Source organism: Enterobacter cloacae complex sp. 2024EL-00711 (assembly GCF_047529885.1).
In the GTDB taxonomy this organism is placed as follows: domain Bacteria; phylum Pseudomonadota; class Gammaproteobacteria; order Enterobacterales; family Enterobacteriaceae; genus Enterobacter; species Enterobacter ludwigii.
The window spans coordinates 1-22,128 of the sequence record NZ_JBLIZC010000009.1; the positions used below are offsets into that span (position 1 = coordinate 1).

Here is a 22,128-nt window from a genome sequence, read left to right on the forward strand (position 1 = left end):
CCTCTTTCAGAGTCAACCCTGAAGTTCAGGATTTTTTCTCTTCAACCGACCGGGTTAACTGTGAAGTGATTCACATCTGCCGTGTCGATGGAGGCGCATTATAGGGAGTTCTCTGCAGGCCGCAACCTAAAAGTTGCAAAAAGATGACTGACTGCTGTATTCCCCAGCAAAACCCCGCTTTATACCCTTTTACGCACAGACTTATCCACAATTGAGGCGGGATCTCTGTGCGATCCTACGGATTAACAGGCAAGATCAACTATACTAGCGACAAATATTCCCCCACCAGGCCACCCCATGACCACACAACAACTGACGCGTGACTGGCGTCTTCCTACAGCAGGCATCATGTTGCTGGCGATCCTCTTAGCCGGGTTTACCCTGCATACGCACTGGAACACCTTTCTTCAGTGGTGCCTTGCCACGCAAATTACCCTGCACCGTTATCTGGTGATGTACCTGCTCCAGCTTAACAACCACCAGTACAGCGGCGGGTTATGGCTATTAACCGGCGCCTTCTTCTATGGCGTGTTGCATGCCATCGGGCCGGGGCATGGGAAATTCATTGTGACGACCTACCTCACGACAAATAAAGAAAGCGAACGGGCCGCCCGGGTCGTTCCTTTTCTTGGCAGCCTGATGCAGGGCGTCAGCGCCATTCTCTTTGTCTTTATTCTGGCGGTAGGGTTTAACCTCGCATCGGGGGATATCAGTACCAGCCGCTGGTACGTCGAGAAGATAAGTGCGGTGCTCATCGGTGCATTTGGTGTATTTGTCATTTACCAGGCGCTGAAAAGCCTGCGGCCTCGCCGGATGGCTATCTCAGCCATCACGCCCCTTCATCAACATAATGAACACTGTGGTTGTGGTCATCACGGTGTAGGTGCAGACCTGGCGCAAGGCGACTGGAAAACCCGGTTGGGCGTCATACTGGCGATTGGTGCGCGTCCGTGCAGCGGGGCGATCATGATCCTGATGTTTTCAAATGCGCTGGGTATTGTTACCTGGGGGATGGCCGCGGTCATGACCATGTCGCTGGGAACGGCGTTGTCGATTATGGGCCTCTCACTGGCGGTACGTTATGCCCGAGAGCGGACGGTGGCCTGGTTTGGCGGCGGGGCTTCACTCAGCTGGCTGGTTCCGGTCTTTAAAATAGCCGGAGGGATAGTCCTGATCCTGTTCGCGACCGTGCTGTTCCTGACGGTACTCCCCATCAGCGCCAATGGCGATTACATCGCCGCAGGCTGCTAATAAAAGAAAACCCGCCAGCGGCGGGTTTTTTATTACTCGTTGATTCGTGGATGCTGGTCCACCAGGCGGGAGCGTTTTTGCTGCAGCTCTTCAATCTCTGCATCAATATCTTCAATCTTCTGCTCTACATTATCGTAGTGTTCGCGCAGGATCTCTTTCGCTTCCTGGATATCAGACGCCGCAGGCGTGGCCCCTTTAAGAGGACGATTCGCCGTCTCCTTCATGGTAATACCGGTAATCAAACCAATCACCGCGATAACCATCAGGTAATAAGCCGGCATCATCAGGTTCTGCGTACTTTCCACCAGCGAGGCGGCAAGCGTCGGGGTCAGACCGGCAATCAGCACCGAGATGTTAAAGGCAGCCGCCAGCGCACTGTACCGAATGTGTGTCGGGAACATCGCAGGCAGCGTCGACGCCATCACCCCGATAAAGCAGTTAAGGATCACCGCCAGCATCAGCAGACCGGCAAAAATCAGACCCAGCACATTACTGTTAATCAGAATAAAGGCCGGGATTGCCAGGGCAAACAGCGCGACACTCCCCAGAATAATGAACGGTCGACGGCCAAAGCGGTCGCTCAACAGCCCCATAATCGGCTGCACAAACAGCATACCCACCATGATGGCGATGATAATCAGCACACCGTGGTCTTCTGAATAGTGCAGGTTATGCGACAGATAGCTCGGCATGTAGGTCAACAGCATGTAGTAGGTCACGTTCGTGGAGATGACCAGACCAATACAGGTCAGCAGGCTGCGCCAGTGCTTCGTCGCAATCTCTTTAAAGGAGACTTTCGGGCCATCCTGCAGTCCTTCGCGGTCGCCCTGCTCCAGCTTCTCAACGTGCTGCTGGAACGCCGGCGTTTCTTCAAGAGCATGACGCAGGTAAAGACCGATAATCCCTAATGGCAGCGCCAGGAAGAACGGAATACGCCAGCCCCAGGAGAGGAAGTTCTCTTCACCGACGACGGTAGAAATCAGCACCACCACGCCCGCACCCAGGACAAACCCGGCAATCGAGCCGAAGTCCAGCCAGCTTCCCATAAAGCCGCGCTTACGGTCCGGGGAATACTCTGCGACAAAGATAGAGGCACCCGTATACTCACCGCCTACGGAGAAGCCCTGGGCCATCTTACAAAGCAGCAGCAGAATCGGAGCCCAGATGCCGATGCTGGCATAGGACGGTATCAGGCCGATACAGAACGTACTGATCGACATAATGACAATGGTGATAGCAAGGATCTTCTGGCGACCATATTTATCGCCAAGCATACCGAAGAACAGACCACCCAGCGGGCGAATCAGGAAGGGGACGGAGAACGTACCCAGCGCGGCAATCATCTGCAGACTGGGGTCGGCGCCGGGGAAGAACACTTTACCTAACGCATAGGCCACAAAGCCGTAAACACCAAAATCGAACCATTCCATCGCATTACCCAGCGAGGCGGCGGTGATCGCTTTGCGCAGTTTGGCGTCATCAATAATGGTGACGTCGCGAAGCGTGATGGGTTTGATTTTTTTCCTTCTGAGCATAGCTATCCTCGTAGACTCGGCCCTGTCCGTTTCACAGTCCCGTATGCGATCTGTGAACCATGGGATCCGCTCCATGCGAATCGCCTTATTCAAGCGTAGCAGGTTTACTTACATTGACGTTTTACGTCGATACAACCGAACCTGTTGACGCCTGCCTGGGCAGTTAATGACCTTTTTACCCTACCAGTGTTTATATTTGTGATCAACTTCACACATATATTTATGTTACGTCAGCTGACTGCAGTTTTTGTCAATTAGCGCAAATCTACACGTTCTCAATCGCCATAAAAACACATCCTCACACACATCATTATTTCCCGGACAACGGAAAATGAAACCCCATTACTTCACATCAGATTTACATAAATTCTAACCCTCCGACGCGCGTTTAAAACGTTTACGTCAATATGTGATGCAGATAACTAAAACACTGTTTTATTTTCATTGAATCATCATTCCAATGATCGCATGATAATTCCGAATACCACGTTCCCGGTGCTGTGGCACCGCGTTTACCGGGACCGCTTTTTTAGTTTTATTGCATGGGTAATGACACCATCGAACCAAAATAAATTCAATTCATTGAATTTATTGATTTATTTTTTAGTTTTTGCCGCCCGCCATGCGGGATACGATTTGAGGGTTATCTATGAAGATTAAAGCCACGATTGAACGCATACCGGGCGGTATGATGCTGGTTCCACTTGTACTGGGCGCTATCCTGAATACCCTGGCTCCTGAAACCGGCGCTTATTTTGGCGGGTTCACAAAAGGGATGATTACGGGCACCGTTCCCATTCTGGCCGTCTGGTTCTTTTGTATCGGCGCCTCAATTAATTTACGGGCAACAGGCACCGTATTACGGAAATCCGGCACGCTGGTGATTACGAAAATTGCCGTGGCCTGGGTAGTGGCAATGATCTGTGCGATGTTCATTCCGGAGAATGGAATTCAGACCGGATTCTTCGCCGGATTATCGGTTCTGGCAATTGTCTCTGCGATGGATATGACCAACGGCGGTTTGTATGCCAGCCTGATGAACCAGTACGGCACCAAAGAAGAGTCAGGTGCATTTGTCCTGATGTCTCTGGAGTCCGGTCCGCTGATGACCATGCTGATTCTGGGCTCTGCTGGCCTGGCGTCCTTTGAACCCCACCACTTTATCGGCGCGATCCTGCCCTTCCTGATCGGTTTTGCTCTGGGTAACCTGGATCACGATCTGCGTGATTTCTTCAGCAAAGCCACGCCGGTGCTGATCCCGTTCTTCGGTTTTGCGCTGGGTAACACCATCAACCTGAATGTCATCCTCGATACGGGTCTGCTGGGTATCGTGCTGGGCGTGGCGGTGATCATCATCACCGGTATTCCGCTGATTATTGCCGACCGGCTCATTGGGGGAGGAAACGGAACGGCGGGGATCGCCGCCTCTTCAGCCGCAGGTGCAGCCGTGGCCAACCCGGTGATCATTGCGCAGATTAACCCGGCTTTTGAACCGGTGGCCGCGTCCGCGACGGCACTGGTTGCAGCCAGCGTGATTGTGACCGCGATTCTGGTTCCCATCATCACCGCACTGTACGCAAAACGTGTCGGACATGTTGCTGAGGTTCAGACAGAGCCTAAGCCTGTTGAAACACACCACTAACCGGTGCTCCCCCTCCCGGTGAGAGGGGGATTTCAGCCACCAAAAATCTCTTCCACCATCCCATCCACAAGCCGTTTTGCCGAGCACAGCCTCGGCATACCCAGCGCGACAGTGTGCCAGCTTTGCGTCACCGACCAGCTCACCGGATGGTTATCCGCCTGACACCAGTCGCCCAGCCAGCCGAGCATGTCTTTATGATCTATCAGTCCCGGCGACGCGGGCGTTGTCAGCCACTGATGGTAGAAATGGCGGGTGGAAGGAGAAGCGTTGATGCCCTGCGCAAGATAGTTTGCCGCCATACTGCGTAAGTTATCCTTGAGCATCGCCGCCACATCTTCATTCGCCAGGCGACAGGCATCACCAAATGCACCCCAGCGCAGCTCTTCCAGGACGACGTAGCAACGCCCGGCCAGCGACCAGCCATCGTAGTGACCGGCTCGCCAGCGGGTAAAAATTTGTTCGCTGTGCTCACCCGCCTGCACCGTCAGCCCTCGCTGGGAGAGCGCCTTCTCTTTATAGGCGGCTCGTTGCGTAAAATGAGCGGAAAGCTCAGCGTACTGCTGAATCAGGCCGGGCGATTGCTGGGCCCGCGGGTTAGTCTGCTGACGCAGCGCAATCAATTTGTCTGCCATCAGTGTTAGCGCAAGGTGCCCGGGGTCAAGCATACCGGCCAGCTTTTCCGCCAGCCCCAGGCGCAGCGCCGCGTTTTCATTAAGCATACCCGCCATCGCCCAGGGCCGTAGCCGGGTATGCGTCATGATCTCCTGGGTCAAACGCTCACGAAACTGCAGCTGTTGTGGTCCCGGGTGGGGATGACGCGCCGCGTCTACCCCCTGAACCAGATCGACCATAAATTTTGGATGAATACACTCCAGCGTTCGCCCGGGGCCGTCCAGTAGTTGTGTTGTCATGGTTGTTCTGCCGCGAATAGGGTTTGAATATCATCGCGTAACAGTCGGGTATCTTCCTGTATCCACGTCGCAGTCGTGATACTTTGCTTTAACAGCTGGCTGAGCGCTCGGGTCGAATGCTCATTTTGCTGACGTACTGCGAGGCTATCACGCAAACTTTCCTGTAACCCGGTCAGGCATAACGAAAATTCCGCAAAGAACGTTGCCATCCCCGCCGTAACAGAGACATCGACCTGGGCGGTCAAAGCTTTACGAATTTGTTCACAGAACTGATCGATATGCTGCTTGAATTTTTCATGCAGCTGTTCAATATCAATGACATAGCGTGTTCGTGCGACAACATAATCTTCCCAGCCCCAGCCCGGGTTATTCAGCCAGCGAGAGACGGTTTCACGCATGCTCGCCGCGCCCGCTGGCTGGCCTGCCGGGCGGTGATCCTGCGCAATCGCATCGTTAAACAACGCCCGGGTGTTGAAGTTAAGTTGATGCGCCTGAAACGCCGGGAAGCTTATCCGCGCGCGAAAACCCGCATGGCTGAGTTGTTCTTTAATACGCGTTTCGATTGGCCGCATGGCTTCATTCAGCGAGCGCGCCAGCGTCGACTCCAGTTGATCGAAGCGCAACGCCAGCTCCCGGCCGATCTTCGTCTGCGCATCCAGCATGATCAGCTCGCAGGAGGAGCGGATTTTACTCAGCGCAATTTGCGCCTGCCCTTCATCATCCAGTACCAGCTGTTTCAGCGCCTGCGGCTCGTCACGGCGAAGATCCCGCGGTTCGATGCCAGCCAGGTCGAGAACAGAGCGAGCGCTAAACACATGGCTAATCGCCTGCTGGAGTGAAGTATTCTGCGACATCATAAAGTCAGCGGTGGCGTTAAGCGCCTGCTCCACTTCATGCTTCACTTCGTCGCTCACCACGCGTTGACGCGTATGCAGCAGGGCCATGTCCTCTTCCAGGCGCGCAATATTCAATTCCAGCGCCTCAAAAGCGACCGTCAGCCCCTGGTAGCGGAAGTCGAGGTACTCTCGGGCGTTTTGGGCGTAGTTAAGCAGCTTATGCGACGCCGAACGCAGAGCGAAGAGCGATGCATTGGCATAGGCGGCATAAATAAGCTTGCGGATCGGCTGTTCAAATAACGAATCTTCCCACAGCAAATCGGCAGCATGACGAATATGGTCGATGTCGTCCAAATCCTCCGTACGCCAGCGGCGTCCCAGCGCGGCTTCGGCAAAATCCTGAACCCAGCGCTGCTCCTTGTGATCCGGTAGCTGACCGTGGGTAGTCATCTCATAACGGGCGCGGTTCGCCAGATACGCCCACATCGACGAAACGGGATAAATTTGCCCCGGCGAAATATTCCCTTTCATTAAGGTGCCGGAGATCATCGCTTTAACCTGTTCTTCATCGTCGCTGTTACGATCTTTCTGATCGAATTTATTGACCAGCGCATACAGCGGAACCGATTTACCGGCGACTGAAATGGCCTGCCGGACCTCTTGATCGGAAATCGATTTGAGCTGGGTGTAATCCATCACCGCCAGCACCGCCGACGCGCGGGATAACTGCTCGCTCAGCATTTTTTGCAGATGCGGTTGCCCGGCCTCATTCGGCCCGGGGGTATCAAGCAGCGTCAGTTGCCCAAGGTGGGCATCCAGACCCGCGAGATGCACGAACTCCACTTCAATCACCGGAATGTGTTCGATGGCCGCATATTCAGAGAACGGAAACTCGACGCCCAACGCCTGTGAGAGCCTCACCAGGTCGTTAAGGCTTTTCAGACAATGAAATATCGGCTGCGCACCAAGGTGATGCTTCTCGAAAGCCTCACCTTTTTCAATTCTTTCCAGCAGCGTAATCATGTCCTTATCAATTTCCAGACGCTGCGCCAGCTTCCCGCGATCGTAATCGCAGAGCTTTTTCTGTAACAGGAGGATTAATTCATCGATAGGAGAGACGTGAGCAAAATGGAGCACCGGCTCTTTCTGACCCGGCGTATGACGGATCAATGTCGGGAGCGCCGTCATCGGTCGGTTGCGGTTCGGTAACACTTCGGTTCCGACAATGGCATTAATGGTGGTCGATTTCCCCGCTTTCATGGTGCCCACAATTGCCAGCACCATTTCCAGACGGGTTATTTTCCGTAATTCATTATTCAGCATAGCCTGCTGGGCTTCGACACCCCGCGCACTAAAATGCAAAGGTAAGACGTTGTTCTTTTCACCCGTAATGGCTGCGGCGGTGCTTTCCAGCTTCGCCGTCGGCATTGATTTCAACGTATCAAGATTTTGCAGGGCGAGCTGTAACAAACGCTCTGCTTCCTGGCTTAATTCAAAAATGGTCTGTGTGTGCATGATAAAAGCCTTTCCTTAACGCAAATTTATTACTTTTATTAAGCCACTGGTTTTAATTATGTTGTTCAGGCTTATATGATCACGTGTGGAAAACATGTTCACCGAAATATAACTGATTGAAGATAATCAGAAATAAATCGCTATCCTTGCATGGCGTGTAAAGCTTCCCCTCTGGCATGACAGCCAAAAGATAAAAGCCTGGCCCATTTTTAAGAAACTTCAGGATATATCATCATTATTTACCCACCTAAAAAGAGAGGTAATGCGTCACCGCCATAAGATATGGATGACGGGAAGTCAGGAGATAAATAACAATGTGTCGCTTCACCTTATCCGAAATGGAGGTGCGTAGCAATTTGCTGCAATAAAATATTCGATATATTTACTGCCATTTCTTTCCACCGTGTTAATGCCGTAAGCATCGCTTAACTGACTGACAGGAAATGTCACTGGCGACACGCTTTTTGCTTTTTTTTTAAATAGAGTATCACCGACAACGGTGTGGATTTGCGTTATACTTGCCCCCTTTTTCGGCACCCAGCCGTCATTTTGCTGGCACTTTCCAGCGTGTTACGCACTTTTTGAGGATACCCTTATGCAATTCCCACACTGCCCGAAATGCAATTCTGAATACACCTATGAAGATAATGGCATGTTCATCTGCCCGGAATGCGCTCACGAATGGAATGACGCCGAGCCGTCGCACGATACTGATACGCTTGTTGTAAAAGATGCGAACGGTAATCTGCTGGCTGATGGCGACAGCGTCACCGTGATTAAAGATTTGAAGGTTAAAGGCAGCTCTTCCATGCTGAAGATCGGCACTAAGGTGAAGAATATCCGTCTGGTAGAAGGCGACCATAATATTGACTGCAAAATTGACGGCTTTGGCCCGATGAAACTGAAATCAGAATTTGTGAAAAAGAACTGATTTACCCGCCCGGTGGCGCTTCGCTTACCGGGCTGGCGAGAACTACACTTAACGGGCTCTTCTTACGTGAGGTATAGATTATGCCGTTAAGTCCCTACATCTCTTTCGCCGGTAACTGTGCCGAGGCCTCCGCCTTTTATCAGCACGCCGTCGGCGCAGAGCTCCTCTATAAAATCACCTTCGGTGAAATGCCAAAAGGCGACAGCAGCGAAGAAGGCTGTCCGTCTGGCATGCAGTTTCCGGATTCGGCGATCGCCCACTCCAATGTTCGCATTGCGGGCAGCGATATCATGATGAGTGATGGGCAGCCGCCCGGCAGCAAAGCGCAGTATGCCGGGTTCACGCTGGTGCTGGACACCCAGGACGTGGCGGAAGGCAAACGCTGGTTCGACAATCTGGCCGCGGACGGCCATATCGAAATGGCCTGGCAGGAGACCTTCTGGGCGCACGGTTTCGGTAAAGTCACCGACAAATATGGCGTGCCGTGGATGATTAACGTCGTTAAGCAACAGCAGTGATCTTCTGGCGGTGGGCAGTCTGCCCCCGCCTGTCATCAAACTCCCCTCAACTCTTCAAACTCCCGCAACCGAGACTTAACCCAAATGTCATATTGATGCGCCAGCATGAGGCCACATTTATTGTGAGGCCCAGCATATGCAAACTGTTATCCGCGTCGAGAAACTGAGCAAGACCTTTCATCACAACAAGGCCCTGCATGCCGTTGATCTGACCGTCCAGCAGGGCGAAATGGTGGCGCTCCTGGGGCCATCCGGCTCTGGTAAATCCACCCTTATGCGTCATTTAAGCGGCCTTATCACCTGTGATAAGACCTCAGAAAGCCACGTCGAGCTGCTGGGCAACACCGTGCAGCGTGCAGGACGCCTGGCGCGGGATATCCGCAAAAGCCGCGCCCAGACGGGCTATATCTTCCAGCAGTTCAACCTGGTCAATCGCCTGACGGTACTGGAGAACGTGCTGATTGGCGCGCTCGGCAGCACCCCGTTCTGGCGTACCTGTCTGCGCTGGTTCTCCCCCTCTCAAAAGCAGGAAGCGTTGCAGGCGCTGACCCGCGTCGGAATGGCGCATTTCGCCCACCAGCGCGTCTCCACACTTTCCGGTGGACAGCAGCAGCGCGTGGCTATCGCCCGTGCCCTGATGCAAAAAGCGCAAATCATTCTTGCCGATAAACCCATCGCCTCGCTGGACCCGGAATCGGCTCGCATCGTGATGGAAACCCTGCGCGACATCAACCTCAACGACGGCATCACCGTAGTGGTGACGCTGCACCAGGTGGACTACGCCCTGCGCTATTGCGAGCGCATCGTCGCGTTGCGTCAGGGGCATGTGTTCTTTGATGGCCCAAGCCATCAGTTTGATAACGACCGTTTCGACCATCTCTACCGCAGCATTAACCGCGTCGAAGAGAACGCGCAGGCTGCTTAATTAAAACCGATCCGAGGAAAGTACATGAGCTACAAAGCCGTTGCCGCGCTGGCGTTTACCAGCATGTTCAGCATAAGCACTCTGTTAAGCCCTGCGTACGCCCAGGAGCAGGAAAAAGCGCTGAACTTTGGCATTATTTCGACGGAATCACAGCAGAACCTGAAACCTCAGTGGGAACCGTTCCTGAAAGATATGGAAACCAAACTGGGGATCAAAGTGAACGCCTTCTTCGCCCCGGACTATGCGGGCATCATCCAGGGGATGCGCTTTAACAAAGTCGACATCGCCTGGTACGGCAACCTCTCCGCCATGGAAGCGGTGGATCGCGCGAACGGCCAGGTCTTTGCCCAGACCGTTGCCGCGGATGGTTCTCCGGGTTACTGGAGCGTGCTGATCGTCAATAAAGACAGCCCCATCAACAACCTGAACGACATGCTCGCCAAACGTAAAGAGCTGACGTTTGGTAACGGCGATCCCAACTCCACCTCTGGTTTCCTCGTGCCGGGCTATTACGTCTTTGCTAAAAACAACGCCTCTGCCAGCGAATTTAAGCGCACCGTGAACGCCAGCCATGAAACCAACGCGCTGGCCGTGGCCAATAAGCAGGTGGATGTCGCCACGAACAACACCGAGAACCTCGACAAGCTGAAAACCTCGGCACCGGACAAGCTGAAAGCGCTGAAGGTTATCTGGAAATCCCCTCTGATCCCGGGCGACCCCATCGTCTGGCGCAAAAACCTGTCTGAGACCACCAAAGACAAGGTGTACGACTTCTTTATGAATTACGGCAAAACGCCGGAAGAAAAAACGGTTCTGGAACGCCTGGGCTGGGCACCTTTCCGCCCGTCAAGCGACCTGCAGCTGGTCCCGATTCGCCAGCTGGCGCTGTTTAAAGAGATGCAGGGCGTGAAGGACAACAAGGGCCTGAAGGAGGAGGAGAAGAGCAGCAAAGTGGCTGCGATTCAGGCTCAGCTCGAAGACCTTGACCGCCTGACCGCGGCGCTCGGCGCCATGAGCAGCGTGAATAAAGCGGTGCAATAACGCTTACCGCCCTCTCCCGGTGGGAGAGGGCATTCAGACCAAAGGGGCACACATGCAAACCATCACCCTCCCACCGCCGAAACGCAGCTGGTTCTCGCTTTTTAGCTGGGCCATTTTGCTTGCGGTGCTCGTTATCTCCTGGCAGGGCGCGGAAATGGATCCGCTGCTGCTGTTTAAAGATGCCGGCAATATGGCCACTTTTGCCGCCGACTTCTTCCCGCCTGATTTCAGCCAGTGGCAGGATTACCTCAGTGAAATGGCGGTCACTCTGCAAATCGCCGTCTGGGGCACCGTCCTGGCCGTCATCCTTTCTGTTCCGTTCGGCCTGATGAGCGCCGAGAACATCGTTCCGTGGTGGATTTACCAGCCGATGCGTCGCCTGATGGACGCCTGCCGCGCCATCAACGAAATGGTCTTTGCCATGCTGTTCGTGGTGGCCGTCGGCCTGGGTCCGTTCGCCGGGGTGATGGCGCTGTTTATTCATACCACCGGCGTGCTCTCCAAGCTGCTCTCCGAGGCGGTGGAAGCTATCGAGCCGGGCCCGGTCGAAGGGATCCGCGCAACGGGCGCCAACAAAATTGAAGAGATTCTCTTCGGCGTACTGCCCCAGGTGATGCCGCTGCTGATCTCCTACTCCCTGTACCGTTTCGAATCCAACGTTCGTTCCGCCACTGTCGTCGGCATGGTGGGCGCAGGCGGTATTGGCGTCACGCTGTGGGAAGCGATTCGCGGGTTCCAGTTCCAGCAAACCTGCGCCCTGATGGTGCTCATTATCATCACCGTCAGCCTGCTGGATTTTATGTCTCAACGTTTGCGTAAGCACTTCATCTGAGAAGCGAGGCTTTGATTTGTATGCACTTATCCAGACATCCGACCAGTTACCCTACCCGCTGGCAAGAGATAGCGGCAAAGCTCGAGGTGGAACTTCGCACCCACTACCGCTGCGGAGACTACCTGCCTGCCGAGCAGCAGCTTGCCGACCGCTATGAAGTGAACCGACACACGCTGCGCCGCGCCATTGATCAGCTGGTCGAGCGCGGCTGGGTGCAGCGCCGTCAGGGCATCGGCGTGCTGGTGTTGATGCGTCCGTTTGACTATCCGCTCAATGCGCAGGCGCGTTTTAGCCAGAACCTGCTGGATCAGGGCAGCCACCCGACCAGCGAAAAACTGCTGTCGGTGCTGCGCCCGGCCTCAAGCCACGTCGCGGACGCGCTGGGCATTCAGGAGGGCGACAATGTCATCCACCTGCGTACCCTGCGTCGGGTCAACGGCGTGGCGGTGTGCCAGATAGACCACTACTTCGCCGACCTGGCGCTGTGGCCGGTGCTGCAAAATTTCTCCAGCGGCTCGCTGCATGATTTTCTTCAGGATGCCACGGGCATCGCGCTTAAACGTACCCAGACGCGCATCAGCGCCCGCCGCGCGCAGGCCAAAGAGAGCAAAGTGCTGGAGATCCCCAACATGGCTCCGCTGCTCTGCGTTCGCACCCTCAACCACCGTGACGGCGAGATCGACGCGACGGAATACTCCGTCAGCCTGACCCGCGCCGACATGATCGAATTCACCATGGAGCACTGAATGCATTTCGATACCTCCACCCGCCAGCGCTGGATGGGCATCCTGGCGCACAGCCAGCCCGCTGCGCTTTCGGACCGCATGCAGGCGCTGAATCTGACGCCGGAATATGACCTCATCCGCGCGCCGGAAATCGGTCTGGTGCAGATCCAGGCGCGTATGGGCGGTACCGGTGAGCGCTTCTTCGCCGGCGATGCCACCCTCACCCGCGCAGTGATCCGCCTGAACAGCGGCACGCTGGGCTACAGCTACGTGCTCGGGCGCGACAAACCACACGCCGAACGCTGCGCGGTGATTGACGCCCTGTTACAGGAACAACCTCATTTCCAGACCCTGATGGAAACCCTTATTGCCCCGCTGGAAGCCGACCGTGCCGCACTGATTGCCGCCCGCCAGGCCCAGATAAACACCAGTCGGGTCGACTTCTTTACGCTCGTTCGCGGAGATAACGCATGACGCTTCAACCCGCTTTTACCCTGGCCGTCCAGGATGCCCAACAAAGTTTTCGTCGCCTGCTGAAAGCCATGAGCGAGCCGGGCGTCATCGTCTCGCTGCATCAGCTCTCCCAGGGCTGGCTGCCGCTGAATCTGGCGACCACCAGCGTACTGCTGACGCTCGCCGACAACGACACCCCGGTGTGGCTCTCTGGCGCGTTATCGAATGATATCGCCAGCCAGAACCTGCGCTTTCACACCAACGCCCCGCTGGTTGAACAACCCCGGCAGGCGGTGTTTGCCGTGGCCGACGAGCAAATCAGCCACGAGCAGCTTAATGCCCTGAGCGAAGGAAGCGCGGTGGCACCGGAGACCAGCGCCACGCTGATTTTGCAGGTATCAAGCCTGAGCGGTGGCCGCATGCTGCGCCTCACGGGGGCGGGTATTGCCGAAGAGCGCATGGTCGCACCACAGCTGCCGGAGTGCATCATTCATGAACTGACCGAACGCCCGCATCCGTTCCCACTCTGTATTGACCTGATCCTCACCTGCGGAGAACGCCTGCTGGCCATCCCTCGTACCACTCATGTGGAGGTGTGCTGATGTACGTTGCCGTCAAAGGGGGCGAAAAGGCTATCGCCGCCGCCCATGCCTTGCAGGCGCACAGACGACGGGGTGATGACGCGCTTCCCGAGCTCAGCGTCACCCAGATTGAGCAGCAGCTCAATCTGGCCGTCGACCGGGTAATGACTGAAGGCGGCGTCGCTGACCGCGAACTGGCGGCGCTGGCGCTGAAACAGGCCAGCGGCGACAATGTCGAAGCCATCTTCCTGCTGCGTGCTTATCGCACCACGCTGGCGAAACTGGCGGTGAGCGAACCGATCAATACGGCAGAAATGCGTCTGGAACGTCGTATTTCGGCGGTCTATAAAGACATCCCCGGTGGCCAGCTGCTTGGGCCCACCTATGACTACACCCACCGTCTGCTGGATTTCACCCTGCTGGCGAACGGCGAAACGCCCCAGTTGAGCACCTCGGATGCAGAGCAGGTTCCCTCCCCGCACGTTTTTAGCCTGCTGGCGAAACAGGGTCTGGCGAAGGCCGAAGACGATACTGGCGCGCAACCTGACGACATCACCCGCACGCCGCCGGTTTACCCCTGTTCACGCTCGTCGCGCCTGCAGCAACTGATGCGCGGCGACGAGGGGTATTTACTGGCGCTGGCCTACTCCACCCAGCGTGGCTACGGCCGCAACCATCCGTTCGCGGCGGAGATTCGTAGCGGCTTCCTTAACGTCGAGATCGTGCCCGAAGAGCTGGGTTTTGCGGTGAACGTCGGCGAACTGCTCATGACCGAATGCGAAATGGTGAATGGATTTGTCGCTCCCGAGAACGAGGCCCCGCATTTTACCCGCGGTTACGGGCTGGTGTTCGGCATGAGTGAGCGCAAGGCGATGGCGATGGCGCTGGTCGACCGTGCCCTGCAGGCACCGGACTACGGCGAAGCGGTCTCCGGCCCGGCGCAGGACGAGGAGTTCGTGCTGGCCCATGCGGATAACGTCGAGGCCGCGGGCTTCGTTTCCCACCTCAAGCTGCCGCACTACGTCGATTTCCAGGCCGAACTGGAACTGCTGAAACGCCTGCAACGGGAGCGCGCACATGACTAACTTAAGCGGCTACAACTTTGCTTATCTGGATGAACAAACCAAACGCATGATCCGCCGCGCCATTTTGAAAGCGGTGGCTATCCCCGGTTATCAGGTGCCGTTCGGCGGCCGCGAAATGCCCATGCCTTACGGCTGGGGTACCGGCGGCATTCAGCTGACCGCCAGCGTCATCGGCGAGTCGGACGTGCTGAAGGTCATCGACCAGGGGGCTGATGACACCACCAACGCCGTGTCGATTCGCCAGTTCTTTCAACGCGTGACGGGCGTCAATACCACCGAAAAAACCGAAGATGCGACGCTGATCCAGACCCGTCACCGCATTCCGGAAACGCCGCTGACGGAAGATCAGATTTTGATTTTTCAGGTGCCTATTCCGGAGCCCCTGCGCTTTATCGAGCCGCGTGAAACGGAAACCCGCACCATGCACGCCCTGGAAGAGTACGGCGTCATGCAGGTAAAGTTGTATGAGGATATCGCCCGCTTCGGCCATATCGCCACAACCTACGCCTATCCGGTCAAGGTCAATGGACGCTACGTGATGGACCCGTCCCCCATCCCCAAATTCGACAACCCGAAGATGGACATGATGCCTGCCCTGCAGCTGTTTGGTGCCGGGCGTGAAAAACGCATCTACGCCGTACCGCCTTACACCCGCGTGGAGAGTCTCGATTTCGACGACCACCCGTTTACGGTGCAGGAGTGGGACGAGCCGTGCGCCATTTGCGGCTCAAAACACAGCTATCTGGACGAAGTGGTGCTGGATGACACGGGCAAACGGATGTTTGTCTGCTCCGACACCGACTTCTGCCGCCAACAGAGCGAGGCGAAAAGCCAATGAAACCGCTGCTTTCGGTTAACAACCTGACCCACCTTTACGCGCCGGGCAAAGGCTTCAGCGGCGTCTCGTTTGAGCTGTGGCCGGGCGAGGTGCTGGGCATTGTCGGCGAGTCCGGCTCGGGCAAAACCACCCTGCTGAAATCTATCTCTGCACGACTGACGCCGCAAAAGGGCGACATTTTATATGAGGGCCGGTCGCTGTACGGCATGAGCGAGGCCGAACGCCGTCGCCTGCTGCGCACCGAATGGGGCGTGGTGCATCAACATCCCATGGACGGCCTGCGCCGGCAGGTCTCGGCCGGAGGCAATATCGGTGAAAGGCTGATGGCCACCGGCGCACGCCATTACGGCAACATCCGCGCCACGGCACAGCAATGGCTGAGCGATGTGGAGATCCCCACCTCGCGCATTGATGACCTGCCCACCACCTTCTCCGGCGGTATGCAGCAGCGCCTGCAGATTGCCCGCAATCTCGTCACTCACCCTAAGCTGGTGTTTATGGATGAACCCACCGGTGGGCTGGACGTCTCCGTTCAGGCGCGTCTGCTCGACCTGCTGCGCGGCCTGGTGGTGGAACTGAACCTGGCCGTGGTGATTGTCACCCATGATTTAGGCGTTGCCCGCCTGCTGGCGGACCGTCTTCTGGTGATGAAGCAGGGTCAGGTGGTGGAAAGTGGGCTGACCGACCGCGTACTCGACGATCCCCACCATCCGTACACCCAGCTGCTGGTGTCATCGGTATTGCAGAATTAAGAGGCCCCCATGATCCGCGTAGAAAATGTCAGTAAGACCTTTGTGCTCCACCAGCAAAACGGCGTGCGCCTGCCGGTCCTGCACAGCGCCTCTCTGGACGTTAGCAAGGGTGAATGCGTGGTGTTGCACGGCCATTCCGGCAGCGGCAAATCGACGCTGCTGCGCTCCCTGTACGCCAACTATCTGCCGGACGAAGGCCATATCTATATTCGTCATGGCAATGAATGGGTCGATCTGGTGCAAGCGCCGGCGCGTAAGGTGCTGGACGTGCGCCGCTCGACGATCGGCTGGGTCAGCCAGTTTTTGCGGGTGATCCCACGGATCTCCGCCCTGGACGTGGTCATGCAGCCGCTGCTGGACCTGGGCGTTCCGCGCGAGACCTGTGCCGCGAAAGCCGCCGGCCTGCTCACGCGCCTGAACGTGCCGGAACACCTCTGGCACCTTGCCCCGTCGACCTTTTCCGGTGGCGAGCAGCAGCGGGTGAACATCGCCCGCGGGTTTATCGTCGACTACCCGATTTTACTGCTTGATGAACCCACTGCCTCGCTCGACAGTAAGAACAGCGCGGCGGTGGTTGAACTGATCGAACAGGCCAAAGCACGCGGCGCGGCGATCGTGGGGATCTTCCACGACGACACCGTTCGCTCCCGCGTCGCAGACAGGCTGCACCCGATGGGGACGCTCGCATGATCGTGAATAACGTAAAGCTGGTGCTGGAAAATGAAGTCGTTGATGGCTCGATTGAGATCCAGGCCGGAGAGATCCGCGCCTTTGCGGAAACCCAGAGCCGCGCCCCGGAAGCGATGGACGGTGAAGGGGGCTGGCTGCTGCCGGGCCTTATCGAACTGCACACCGATAATCTGGATAAATTCTTTACCCCGCGTCCGAAAGTCGACTGGCCAGCTCATTCCGCGATGAGCAGCCATGACGCGCTGATGGTCGCCAGCGGCATCACTACCGTGCTGGACGCCGTAGCGATTGGCGACGTGCGCGACGGCGGCGACCGTCTGGAAAACCTTGAGAAGATGATCAACGCCGTGGAAGAGACGCAAAAACGCGGCCTTAACCGCGCCGAGCATCGTTTGCACCTGCGGTGTGAACTCCCGCATCACACCACTCTGCCGCTGTTTGAAAAGCTGGTGGACCGCGAGCCGGTCTCACTGGTCTCGTTGATGGACCACTCGCCGGGGCAGCGTCAGTTCGCCAGAATAGAGAAATACCGCGAGTACTATCAGGGAAAATACGCGCTGACCAACGAGGAAATGGCGCGTTATGAAGAGGAACAGCGACAGCTTGCGGCGCAGTGGTCTCAACCAAACCGACTCTCCATTGCCGCCATGTGTCGGGATCGCAACATTGCCTTAGCCAGCCATGATGATGCGACGCATGAACATGTGCGCGAATCACACCAGCTTGGCAGCGTAATCGCTGAATTTCCCACCACGTTTGAAGCAGCAGAAGCCTCCCGCACCCATGGCATGAACGTCCTGATGGGGGCGCCGAATATCGTGCGCGGCGGCTCACACTCCGGCAACGTGGCGGCAAGCGCGCTCGCGTCGCTAGGTCTGCTGGATATCCTCTCGTCCGACTACTACCCCGCCAGCCTGCTGGACGCCGCCTTCCGGGTCGCGGCTGACGAAAACAATCGCTTTACGCTGCCGCAGGCGATTCGTCTGGTAACGAAAAACCCGGCAACGGCACTCAATCTTCACGATCGTGGAGAGATAGCTGAAGGTAAACGGGCGGATCTGGTGCTGGTTCACCGTAAGGGCGAGCACATCCATATCGACCACGTCTGGCGTCAGGGGAAACGGGTGTTCTGATGGGAAGACTAATCTGGCTAATGGGGCCGTCAGGCTCTGGTAAGGACAGCCTGCTGTCCGCGTTACGGCAGCGGGAACATCCCCAGCTTCTGGTTGCGCACCGCTATATCACCCGTGCGGCGAATGCCGGGAGTGAGAACCATATCGCCCTGAGCGAGCCGGAATTTTTCACGCGCGCCGGGCAAAATCTGCTGGCGCTTAGCTGGCACGCCAACGGTTATTACTACGGGATAGGCATCGAGACAGACCTGTGGCTGCACGCCGGGTTCGACGTGCTGGTCAACGGCTCACGCGCACACCTTCAACAAGCGCGCGCTCGCTATGAAGCAGCGCTGTTGCCGGTCTGTCTGCAGGTCTCGCCTGATGTGCTGCGCAGCCGGTTGCAGAGCCGGGGTCGTGAAAACGCCAAAGAGATCGAGCAGCGGCTTGAACGTGCGGCGCGCTATACCCCATCGAACTGTCATATCCTCAATAACGACGGAAGTTTGCTACAGTCAGTCGATAACTTTTTAACGCTTATCCGTCAGAAGGAGAAACAGCATGCCTGACTGCCAGCTTCGCCCCGCCACTGCCGACGATGCGCAGATTGTTTACGCGCTGATTTGCGAACTCAAGCAGAGTGAGTTTGATCATCAGGCGTTCCACGCCGGGTATCTTGCCAATCTGCAGGACCACAATATGCGCTACCAGCTGGCTGAACTAAACGGCCAGGTGGTGGGCATGATTGGACTGCATATGCAGTTTCACCTGCACCACGCCAGATGGATTGGCGAGATCCAGGAGCTGGTGGTCATGCCACAGGCGCGCGGTCTCAGGGTGGGCAGCCAGCTGTTGGCCTGGGCGGAGAACGTGGCGCGGCAGGCGGGCGCTGAACTGACAGAGCTATCCACCAGCGTGAAGCGCCTGGACGCTCACCGTTTTTATGCTCGTGAAGGGTATACGCAGAGCCATTTTCGTTTCACCAAACTATTGTAGAGGTGCACGATGAGTCTGACGATTACGTTAACGGGAACCGGTAGTGCTCAGCTGGTGCCGGTGTTTGGCTGCGACTGCGCCGCGTGTCGCCGGGCGCGTCTGCAGGATAACCATCGCCGTCGCCCCTGTAGCGCGGTAGTCAAATTCAACGATGCGGTAACGCTGCTGGACGCCGGTATCCCGCACCTGATGGACGACTGGCCGGCAGGCAGCTTTCAGCAGTTTTTACTGACCCACTACCATATGGATCACGTCCAGGGGCTGTTCCCCCTGCGCTGGGGCGTCGGTGCCCCTGTTCCGGTGTACGGTCCGCCAGACGAGTCGGGGTGTGACGACCTGTTTAAACACCCGGGGATTCTGGATTTCAGCCATACGGTAGAGCCGTTTGTGATGTTTGAACTGCAGGGCCTGCGGGTCACGCCGCTGCCGCTGAATCACTCGAAAATCACCTTTGGCTACCTGCTGGAGTCCGCCCACAGTCGCGTGGCCTGGCTCTCCGACACCGCCGGATTACCCGATAAAACGGTAAAATTCCTGCTCAATAACCGGCCGCAGGCGATGATCATCGACTGCAGCCACGAACCGCGTGACGAAACGCCGCGCAACCATTGCGATCTGAATACGGTTATTGCCTTAAATGAGATCATCGGCTGTCCGCAGGTGATCCTGACCCATATCAGTCATCAGTTCGACGTATGGATGATGGATAACCCGCTACCCGACGGGTTCGAGGCGGGATATGACGGAATGACGTTGTTGCTGGATTAGGTCACTCCCTCTCTGAATGAGAGGGCGAGGCGTATGGATGCTAAACCGCGCGTATCAGCGATCGTAATCGTCTTCTAACCGGCGTTCATCTTCTTCTAACTGACGTCTGTCATCATCCAGCTGGCGTTGACGCTCATCCAGACGGCGACGGCGATCCTCCAGTTGCCTGCGGCGATCGTCATACTGACGGCTGTCGGTCTGGCGGCTGCGATCGTAGCGATCGTCGTCATCATCGCTATTGCGACTGCTGCTGGGGTTATAGGCATCGTTTATCGCCTGCTGAATATTGCCAATGGCTTCATCAATAACATCGGCGTGAGCCAGTTGGCTGGTAAGTGACAGCAGACCAAATAACAGAGCGGTAGAGTAACGTTTCATAAGACCAGACTCGCAGGTGGACTGGCCTTACGGTAATGAACAACAGCTGGCTGGGGTAGCGGAGGAATCTCATTTCTGCGCCTGTTCAATCACCCCTATCGCTTCCACTCTCACCTGATGTCTCCCGCCCTCAAATTCTGCATTGAGCCAGGCATCGACAATCATTTTTGCCAGCTCAAGGCCAACAACACGTGAGCCAAATGCCAGGATATTGGTGTTGTTATGCTGCCTTGAAAGCTGCGCAGAATAAGGCTCACTACATACCACTGCACGAATGCCGGGGTATTTGTTGGCCGTAATAGAGATCCCAACGCCGGTACCACAAATTAAGATGCCGCCATCAACCTCACCGTCGAGCAGGGACGTCGCAACAGCGCTGGCATAATGCGGGTAATCGGTGCGTTCGGGCGACCAGGTGCCCTTATCAACCACCTCTACGCCACGCCCACGCAGATGGGCCAGTATGTCCTCTTTCAGTATGAAGCCAACGTGATCGCAACCAAACGCAATCCTTTTCATGATTTGCCTCTCAGTGAGTAAACTTTACGAACACGATGTATTTTGTGATTTAAGACCGGTTAGTTGTGCAATAAAACCACAAAACCATCGCGTTCTGAGCGTGTTCTACACCCCTGAGGATCGCATTTCAACCCTGACCTGATGGTTAAGTTTGCCTGTAAGTCTTAGTCCACTCAATGTCAAAGAAATTAAGTAATTGATTTACAACGAATGAAGCAATAACGCACAGCCCAAAACTTCACAACCAATAAAACTTTATGAATTTATAAATACTGTGAAGTTGGCAACATATTTCCCGGGAAGGTTGTGATGATATAGTGTCGTCTTCATTTTTAAGGACAACAGAGAGCGATGAGTCAGTCAGAATTTGAAAAAGAGCTGCCTAATGGCATCGGTCTGGCACCTTACCTGCGTATGAAACAGGAAGGGATGACCGACAACGAGAGCCGTATCGTCGACTGGCTGCTTCAGCCAGGTAACCTGAGCGGTGCGCCGGCAATTAAAGATGTTGCCGAAACACTGCTGGTCTCGGAAGCGATGATCGTCAAAGTGGCCAAGCTGCTCGGGTTTAGCGGTTTTCGTACTCTGCGCGCAGCGCTTGTGGACTACTTCTCTCAATCCGAGCAGGTGCTCCCCGCTGAACTCGCCTTTGATGAAGCACCACAGGATGTGGTTAATAAAGTGTTCAACATTACGCTTCGCACCATTATGGAAGGCCAGTCGATTGTTAATGTGGATGAAATTCATCGCGCAGCACGTTTCTTCGCTCAGGCTAACCAGCGCGATCTGTACGGCGTCGGCGGCTCTAACGCCATTTGTGCCGACATCCAGCACAAGTTTTTACGTATCGGCGTGCGCTGCCAGTCCTATCAGGACGCCCATATCATGATGATGTCAGCATCGCTGCTGAAAGAGGGAGACGTAGTGCTGGTGGTAACACACTCAGGACGCACCAGCGATGTGAAAGCTGCAGTAGAGTTAGCGAAAAAGAACGGTGCGAAGATTATCTGCATTACCCATAGCTATCATTCACCCATTGCCAAACTCGCTGATTATATTATTTGTTCGCCAGCACCAGAGACCCCTTTATTAGGGCGTAACGCCTCCGCGCGTATATTACAACTCACACTATTAGATGCTTTATTTGTATCCGTTGCACAACAGAATATTCAACAGGCCACACTTAATATGCAAAAAACCGGTGCTATTGTGGATTTCTTCTCCCCTGGCGCCCTGAAGTAACTATAAAATGTTGATCCCGTATTAGCGGGATCAACAAAATATACCCTACATT

General features: G+C 55.8%; 24 protein-coding genes. 19 read left to right on the forward strand and 5 right to left on the reverse strand.

Going from position 1 to position 22,128, the window contains the following annotated elements:
* Positions 1 to 297 precede the first annotated feature (297 nt).
* The gene (locus tag ACMVME_RS19920) at positions 298 to 1,251 is read left to right on the forward strand and encodes a nickel/cobalt transporter (protein WP_025206367.1); all 954 of its coding nucleotides are present in this window, start codon (positions 298 to 300) and stop codon (positions 1,249 to 1,251) included.
* A 32-nt stretch (positions 1,252 to 1,283) separates the two neighbouring features.
* Here ACMVME_RS19920 and proP read toward each other — a convergent pair whose 3' ends face one another.
* Positions 1,284 to 2,786, reverse strand: coding sequence for a glycine betaine/L-proline transporter ProP (gene proP / locus ACMVME_RS19925; RefSeq protein ID WP_020882807.1), 1,503 nt, complete (start codon positions 2,784 to 2,786; stop codon positions 1,284 to 1,286).
* Positions 2,787 to 3,435: 649 nt separating this feature from the next.
* On the opposite strand from proP, the gene kdgT reads away from it, so the two are divergent.
* The gene (gene kdgT / locus ACMVME_RS19930; protein WP_068795439.1) at positions 3,436 to 4,428 is read left to right on the forward strand and encodes a 2-keto-3-deoxygluconate transporter; all 993 of its coding nucleotides are present in this window, start codon (positions 3,436 to 3,438) and stop codon (positions 4,426 to 4,428) included.
* A 32-nt stretch (positions 4,429 to 4,460) separates the two neighbouring features.
* Here kdgT and ACMVME_RS19935 read toward each other — a convergent pair whose 3' ends face one another.
* Together ACMVME_RS19935 and crfC are read right to left on the reverse strand one after the other, a co-directional pair.
* Positions 4,461 to 5,339, reverse strand: a complete 879-nt coding sequence (locus ACMVME_RS19935) for a diguanylate cyclase regulator RdcB family protein (RefSeq protein WP_014168272.1) — start codon at positions 5,337 to 5,339, stop codon at positions 4,461 to 4,463.
* Complete coding sequence (gene crfC, locus ACMVME_RS19940) at positions 5,336 to 7,690, reverse strand: clamp-binding protein CrfC (RefSeq protein ID WP_020882809.1); 2,355 nt, start codon at positions 7,688 to 7,690, stop codon at positions 5,336 to 5,338. The genes ACMVME_RS19935 and crfC overlap by 4 nt, the downstream gene beginning before the upstream one ends.
* A gap of 595 nt (positions 7,691 to 8,285) precedes the next feature.
* Here crfC and ACMVME_RS19945 point away from each other — a divergent pair.
* The 16 genes from ACMVME_RS19945 (at position 8,286) to phnP (ending at position 19,937) form a co-directional block, all read left to right on the forward strand.
* Complete coding sequence (locus tag ACMVME_RS19945) at positions 8,286 to 8,621, forward strand: zinc ribbon domain-containing protein YjdM (protein ID WP_068795438.1); 336 nt, start codon at positions 8,286 to 8,288, stop codon at positions 8,619 to 8,621.
* 80 nt (positions 8,622 to 8,701) lie between these two features.
* Positions 8,702 to 9,139, forward strand: a complete 438-nt coding sequence (yjdN, locus tag ACMVME_RS19950) for a VOC family metalloprotein YjdN (protein WP_068795437.1) — start codon at positions 8,702 to 8,704, stop codon at positions 9,137 to 9,139.
* Between the two features lie 136 nt (positions 9,140 to 9,275).
* A complete protein-coding gene (phnC, locus tag ACMVME_RS19955; protein WP_414743490.1) occupies positions 9,276 to 10,064 on the forward strand; it encodes a phosphonate ABC transporter ATP-binding protein in 789 nt (262 codons plus the stop codon).
* 24 nt (positions 10,065 to 10,088) lie between these two features.
* Positions 10,089 to 11,105, forward strand: a complete 1,017-nt coding sequence (phnD, locus tag ACMVME_RS19960) for a phosphonate ABC transporter substrate-binding protein (protein WP_014168267.1) — start codon at positions 10,089 to 10,091, stop codon at positions 11,103 to 11,105.
* Positions 11,106 to 11,157: 52 nt separating this feature from the next.
* Positions 11,158 to 11,937, forward strand: a complete 780-nt coding sequence (phnE, locus tag ACMVME_RS19965; RefSeq protein WP_044857801.1) for a phosphonate ABC transporter, permease protein PhnE — start codon at positions 11,158 to 11,160, stop codon at positions 11,935 to 11,937.
* A 20-nt stretch (positions 11,938 to 11,957) separates the two neighbouring features.
* Complete coding sequence (gene phnF / locus ACMVME_RS19970; protein ID WP_068795436.1) at positions 11,958 to 12,683, forward strand: phosphonate metabolism transcriptional regulator PhnF; 726 nt, start codon at positions 11,958 to 11,960, stop codon at positions 12,681 to 12,683.
* A complete protein-coding gene (gene phnG, locus ACMVME_RS19975) occupies positions 12,684 to 13,136 on the forward strand; it encodes a phosphonate C-P lyase system protein PhnG (RefSeq protein WP_068795435.1) in 453 nt (150 codons plus the stop codon).
* On the forward strand, positions 13,133 to 13,717 hold the full coding sequence (gene phnH, locus ACMVME_RS19980) for a phosphonate C-P lyase system protein PhnH (protein WP_068795434.1): 585 nt from the start codon (positions 13,133 to 13,135) through the stop codon (positions 13,715 to 13,717). Before phnG ends, phnH begins: the two co-directional genes overlap by 4 nt.
* Positions 13,717 to 14,781, forward strand: a complete 1,065-nt coding sequence (locus ACMVME_RS19985; RefSeq protein ID WP_025206371.1) for a carbon-phosphorus lyase complex subunit PhnI — start codon at positions 13,717 to 13,719, stop codon at positions 14,779 to 14,781. Before phnH ends, ACMVME_RS19985 begins: the two co-directional genes overlap by 1 nt.
* On the forward strand, positions 14,774 to 15,619 hold the full coding sequence (gene phnJ, locus ACMVME_RS19990; RefSeq protein ID WP_014168261.1) for an alpha-D-ribose 1-methylphosphonate 5-phosphate C-P-lyase PhnJ: 846 nt from the start codon (positions 14,774 to 14,776) through the stop codon (positions 15,617 to 15,619). Before ACMVME_RS19985 ends, phnJ begins: the two co-directional genes overlap by 8 nt.
* The gene (gene phnK, locus ACMVME_RS19995) at positions 15,616 to 16,371 is read left to right on the forward strand and encodes a phosphonate C-P lyase system protein PhnK (protein ID WP_014168260.1); all 756 of its coding nucleotides are present in this window, start codon (positions 15,616 to 15,618) and stop codon (positions 16,369 to 16,371) included. The genes phnJ and phnK overlap by 4 nt, the downstream gene beginning before the upstream one ends.
* Before the next feature lie 9 nt (positions 16,372 to 16,380).
* Positions 16,381 to 17,061, forward strand: a complete 681-nt coding sequence (gene phnL, locus ACMVME_RS20000) for a phosphonate C-P lyase system protein PhnL (protein ID WP_014168259.1) — start codon at positions 16,381 to 16,383, stop codon at positions 17,059 to 17,061.
* The gene (phnM, locus tag ACMVME_RS20005) at positions 17,058 to 18,194 is read left to right on the forward strand and encodes an alpha-D-ribose 1-methylphosphonate 5-triphosphate diphosphatase (protein ID WP_014168258.1); all 1,137 of its coding nucleotides are present in this window, start codon (positions 17,058 to 17,060) and stop codon (positions 18,192 to 18,194) included. Before phnL ends, phnM begins: the two co-directional genes overlap by 4 nt.
* Positions 18,191 to 18,742: a ribose 1,5-bisphosphokinase gene (gene phnN / locus ACMVME_RS20010; protein WP_040018699.1), complete on the forward strand. Its 552-nt coding sequence runs from the start codon at positions 18,191 to 18,193 to the stop codon at positions 18,740 to 18,742. Before phnM ends, phnN begins: the two co-directional genes overlap by 4 nt.
* A complete protein-coding gene (gene phnO, locus ACMVME_RS20015; protein WP_014168256.1) occupies positions 18,735 to 19,169 on the forward strand; it encodes an aminoalkylphosphonate N-acetyltransferase in 435 nt (144 codons plus the stop codon). Before phnN ends, phnO begins: the two co-directional genes overlap by 8 nt.
* A gap of 9 nt (positions 19,170 to 19,178) precedes the next feature.
* The gene (gene phnP, locus ACMVME_RS20020; RefSeq protein WP_068795433.1) at positions 19,179 to 19,937 is read left to right on the forward strand and encodes a phosphonate metabolism protein PhnP; all 759 of its coding nucleotides are present in this window, start codon (positions 19,179 to 19,181) and stop codon (positions 19,935 to 19,937) included.
* A 54-nt stretch (positions 19,938 to 19,991) separates the two neighbouring features.
* Here phnP and yjdP read toward each other — a convergent pair whose 3' ends face one another.
* Both yjdP and rpiB read right to left on the reverse strand, forming a co-directional pair.
* Positions 19,992 to 20,315: a DDRRRQL repeat protein YjdP gene (gene yjdP / locus ACMVME_RS20025; protein ID WP_068795432.1), complete on the reverse strand. Its 324-nt coding sequence runs from the start codon at positions 20,313 to 20,315 to the stop codon at positions 19,992 to 19,994.
* Positions 20,316 to 20,384: 69 nt separating this feature from the next.
* Positions 20,385 to 20,834: a bifunctional allose-6-phosphate isomerase/ribose-5-phosphate isomerase RpiB gene (rpiB, locus tag ACMVME_RS20030; protein ID WP_032681899.1), complete on the reverse strand. Its 450-nt coding sequence runs from the start codon at positions 20,832 to 20,834 to the stop codon at positions 20,385 to 20,387.
* A gap of 351 nt (positions 20,835 to 21,185) precedes the next feature.
* Between rpiB and ACMVME_RS20035 the strand changes: the two genes are divergently transcribed.
* Entirely contained in the window at positions 21,186 to 22,076 is an 891-nt protein-coding gene (locus ACMVME_RS20035) for a MurR/RpiR family transcriptional regulator (RefSeq protein WP_014168252.1), read from the forward strand.
* Positions 22,077 to 22,128 lie beyond the last annotated feature (52 nt).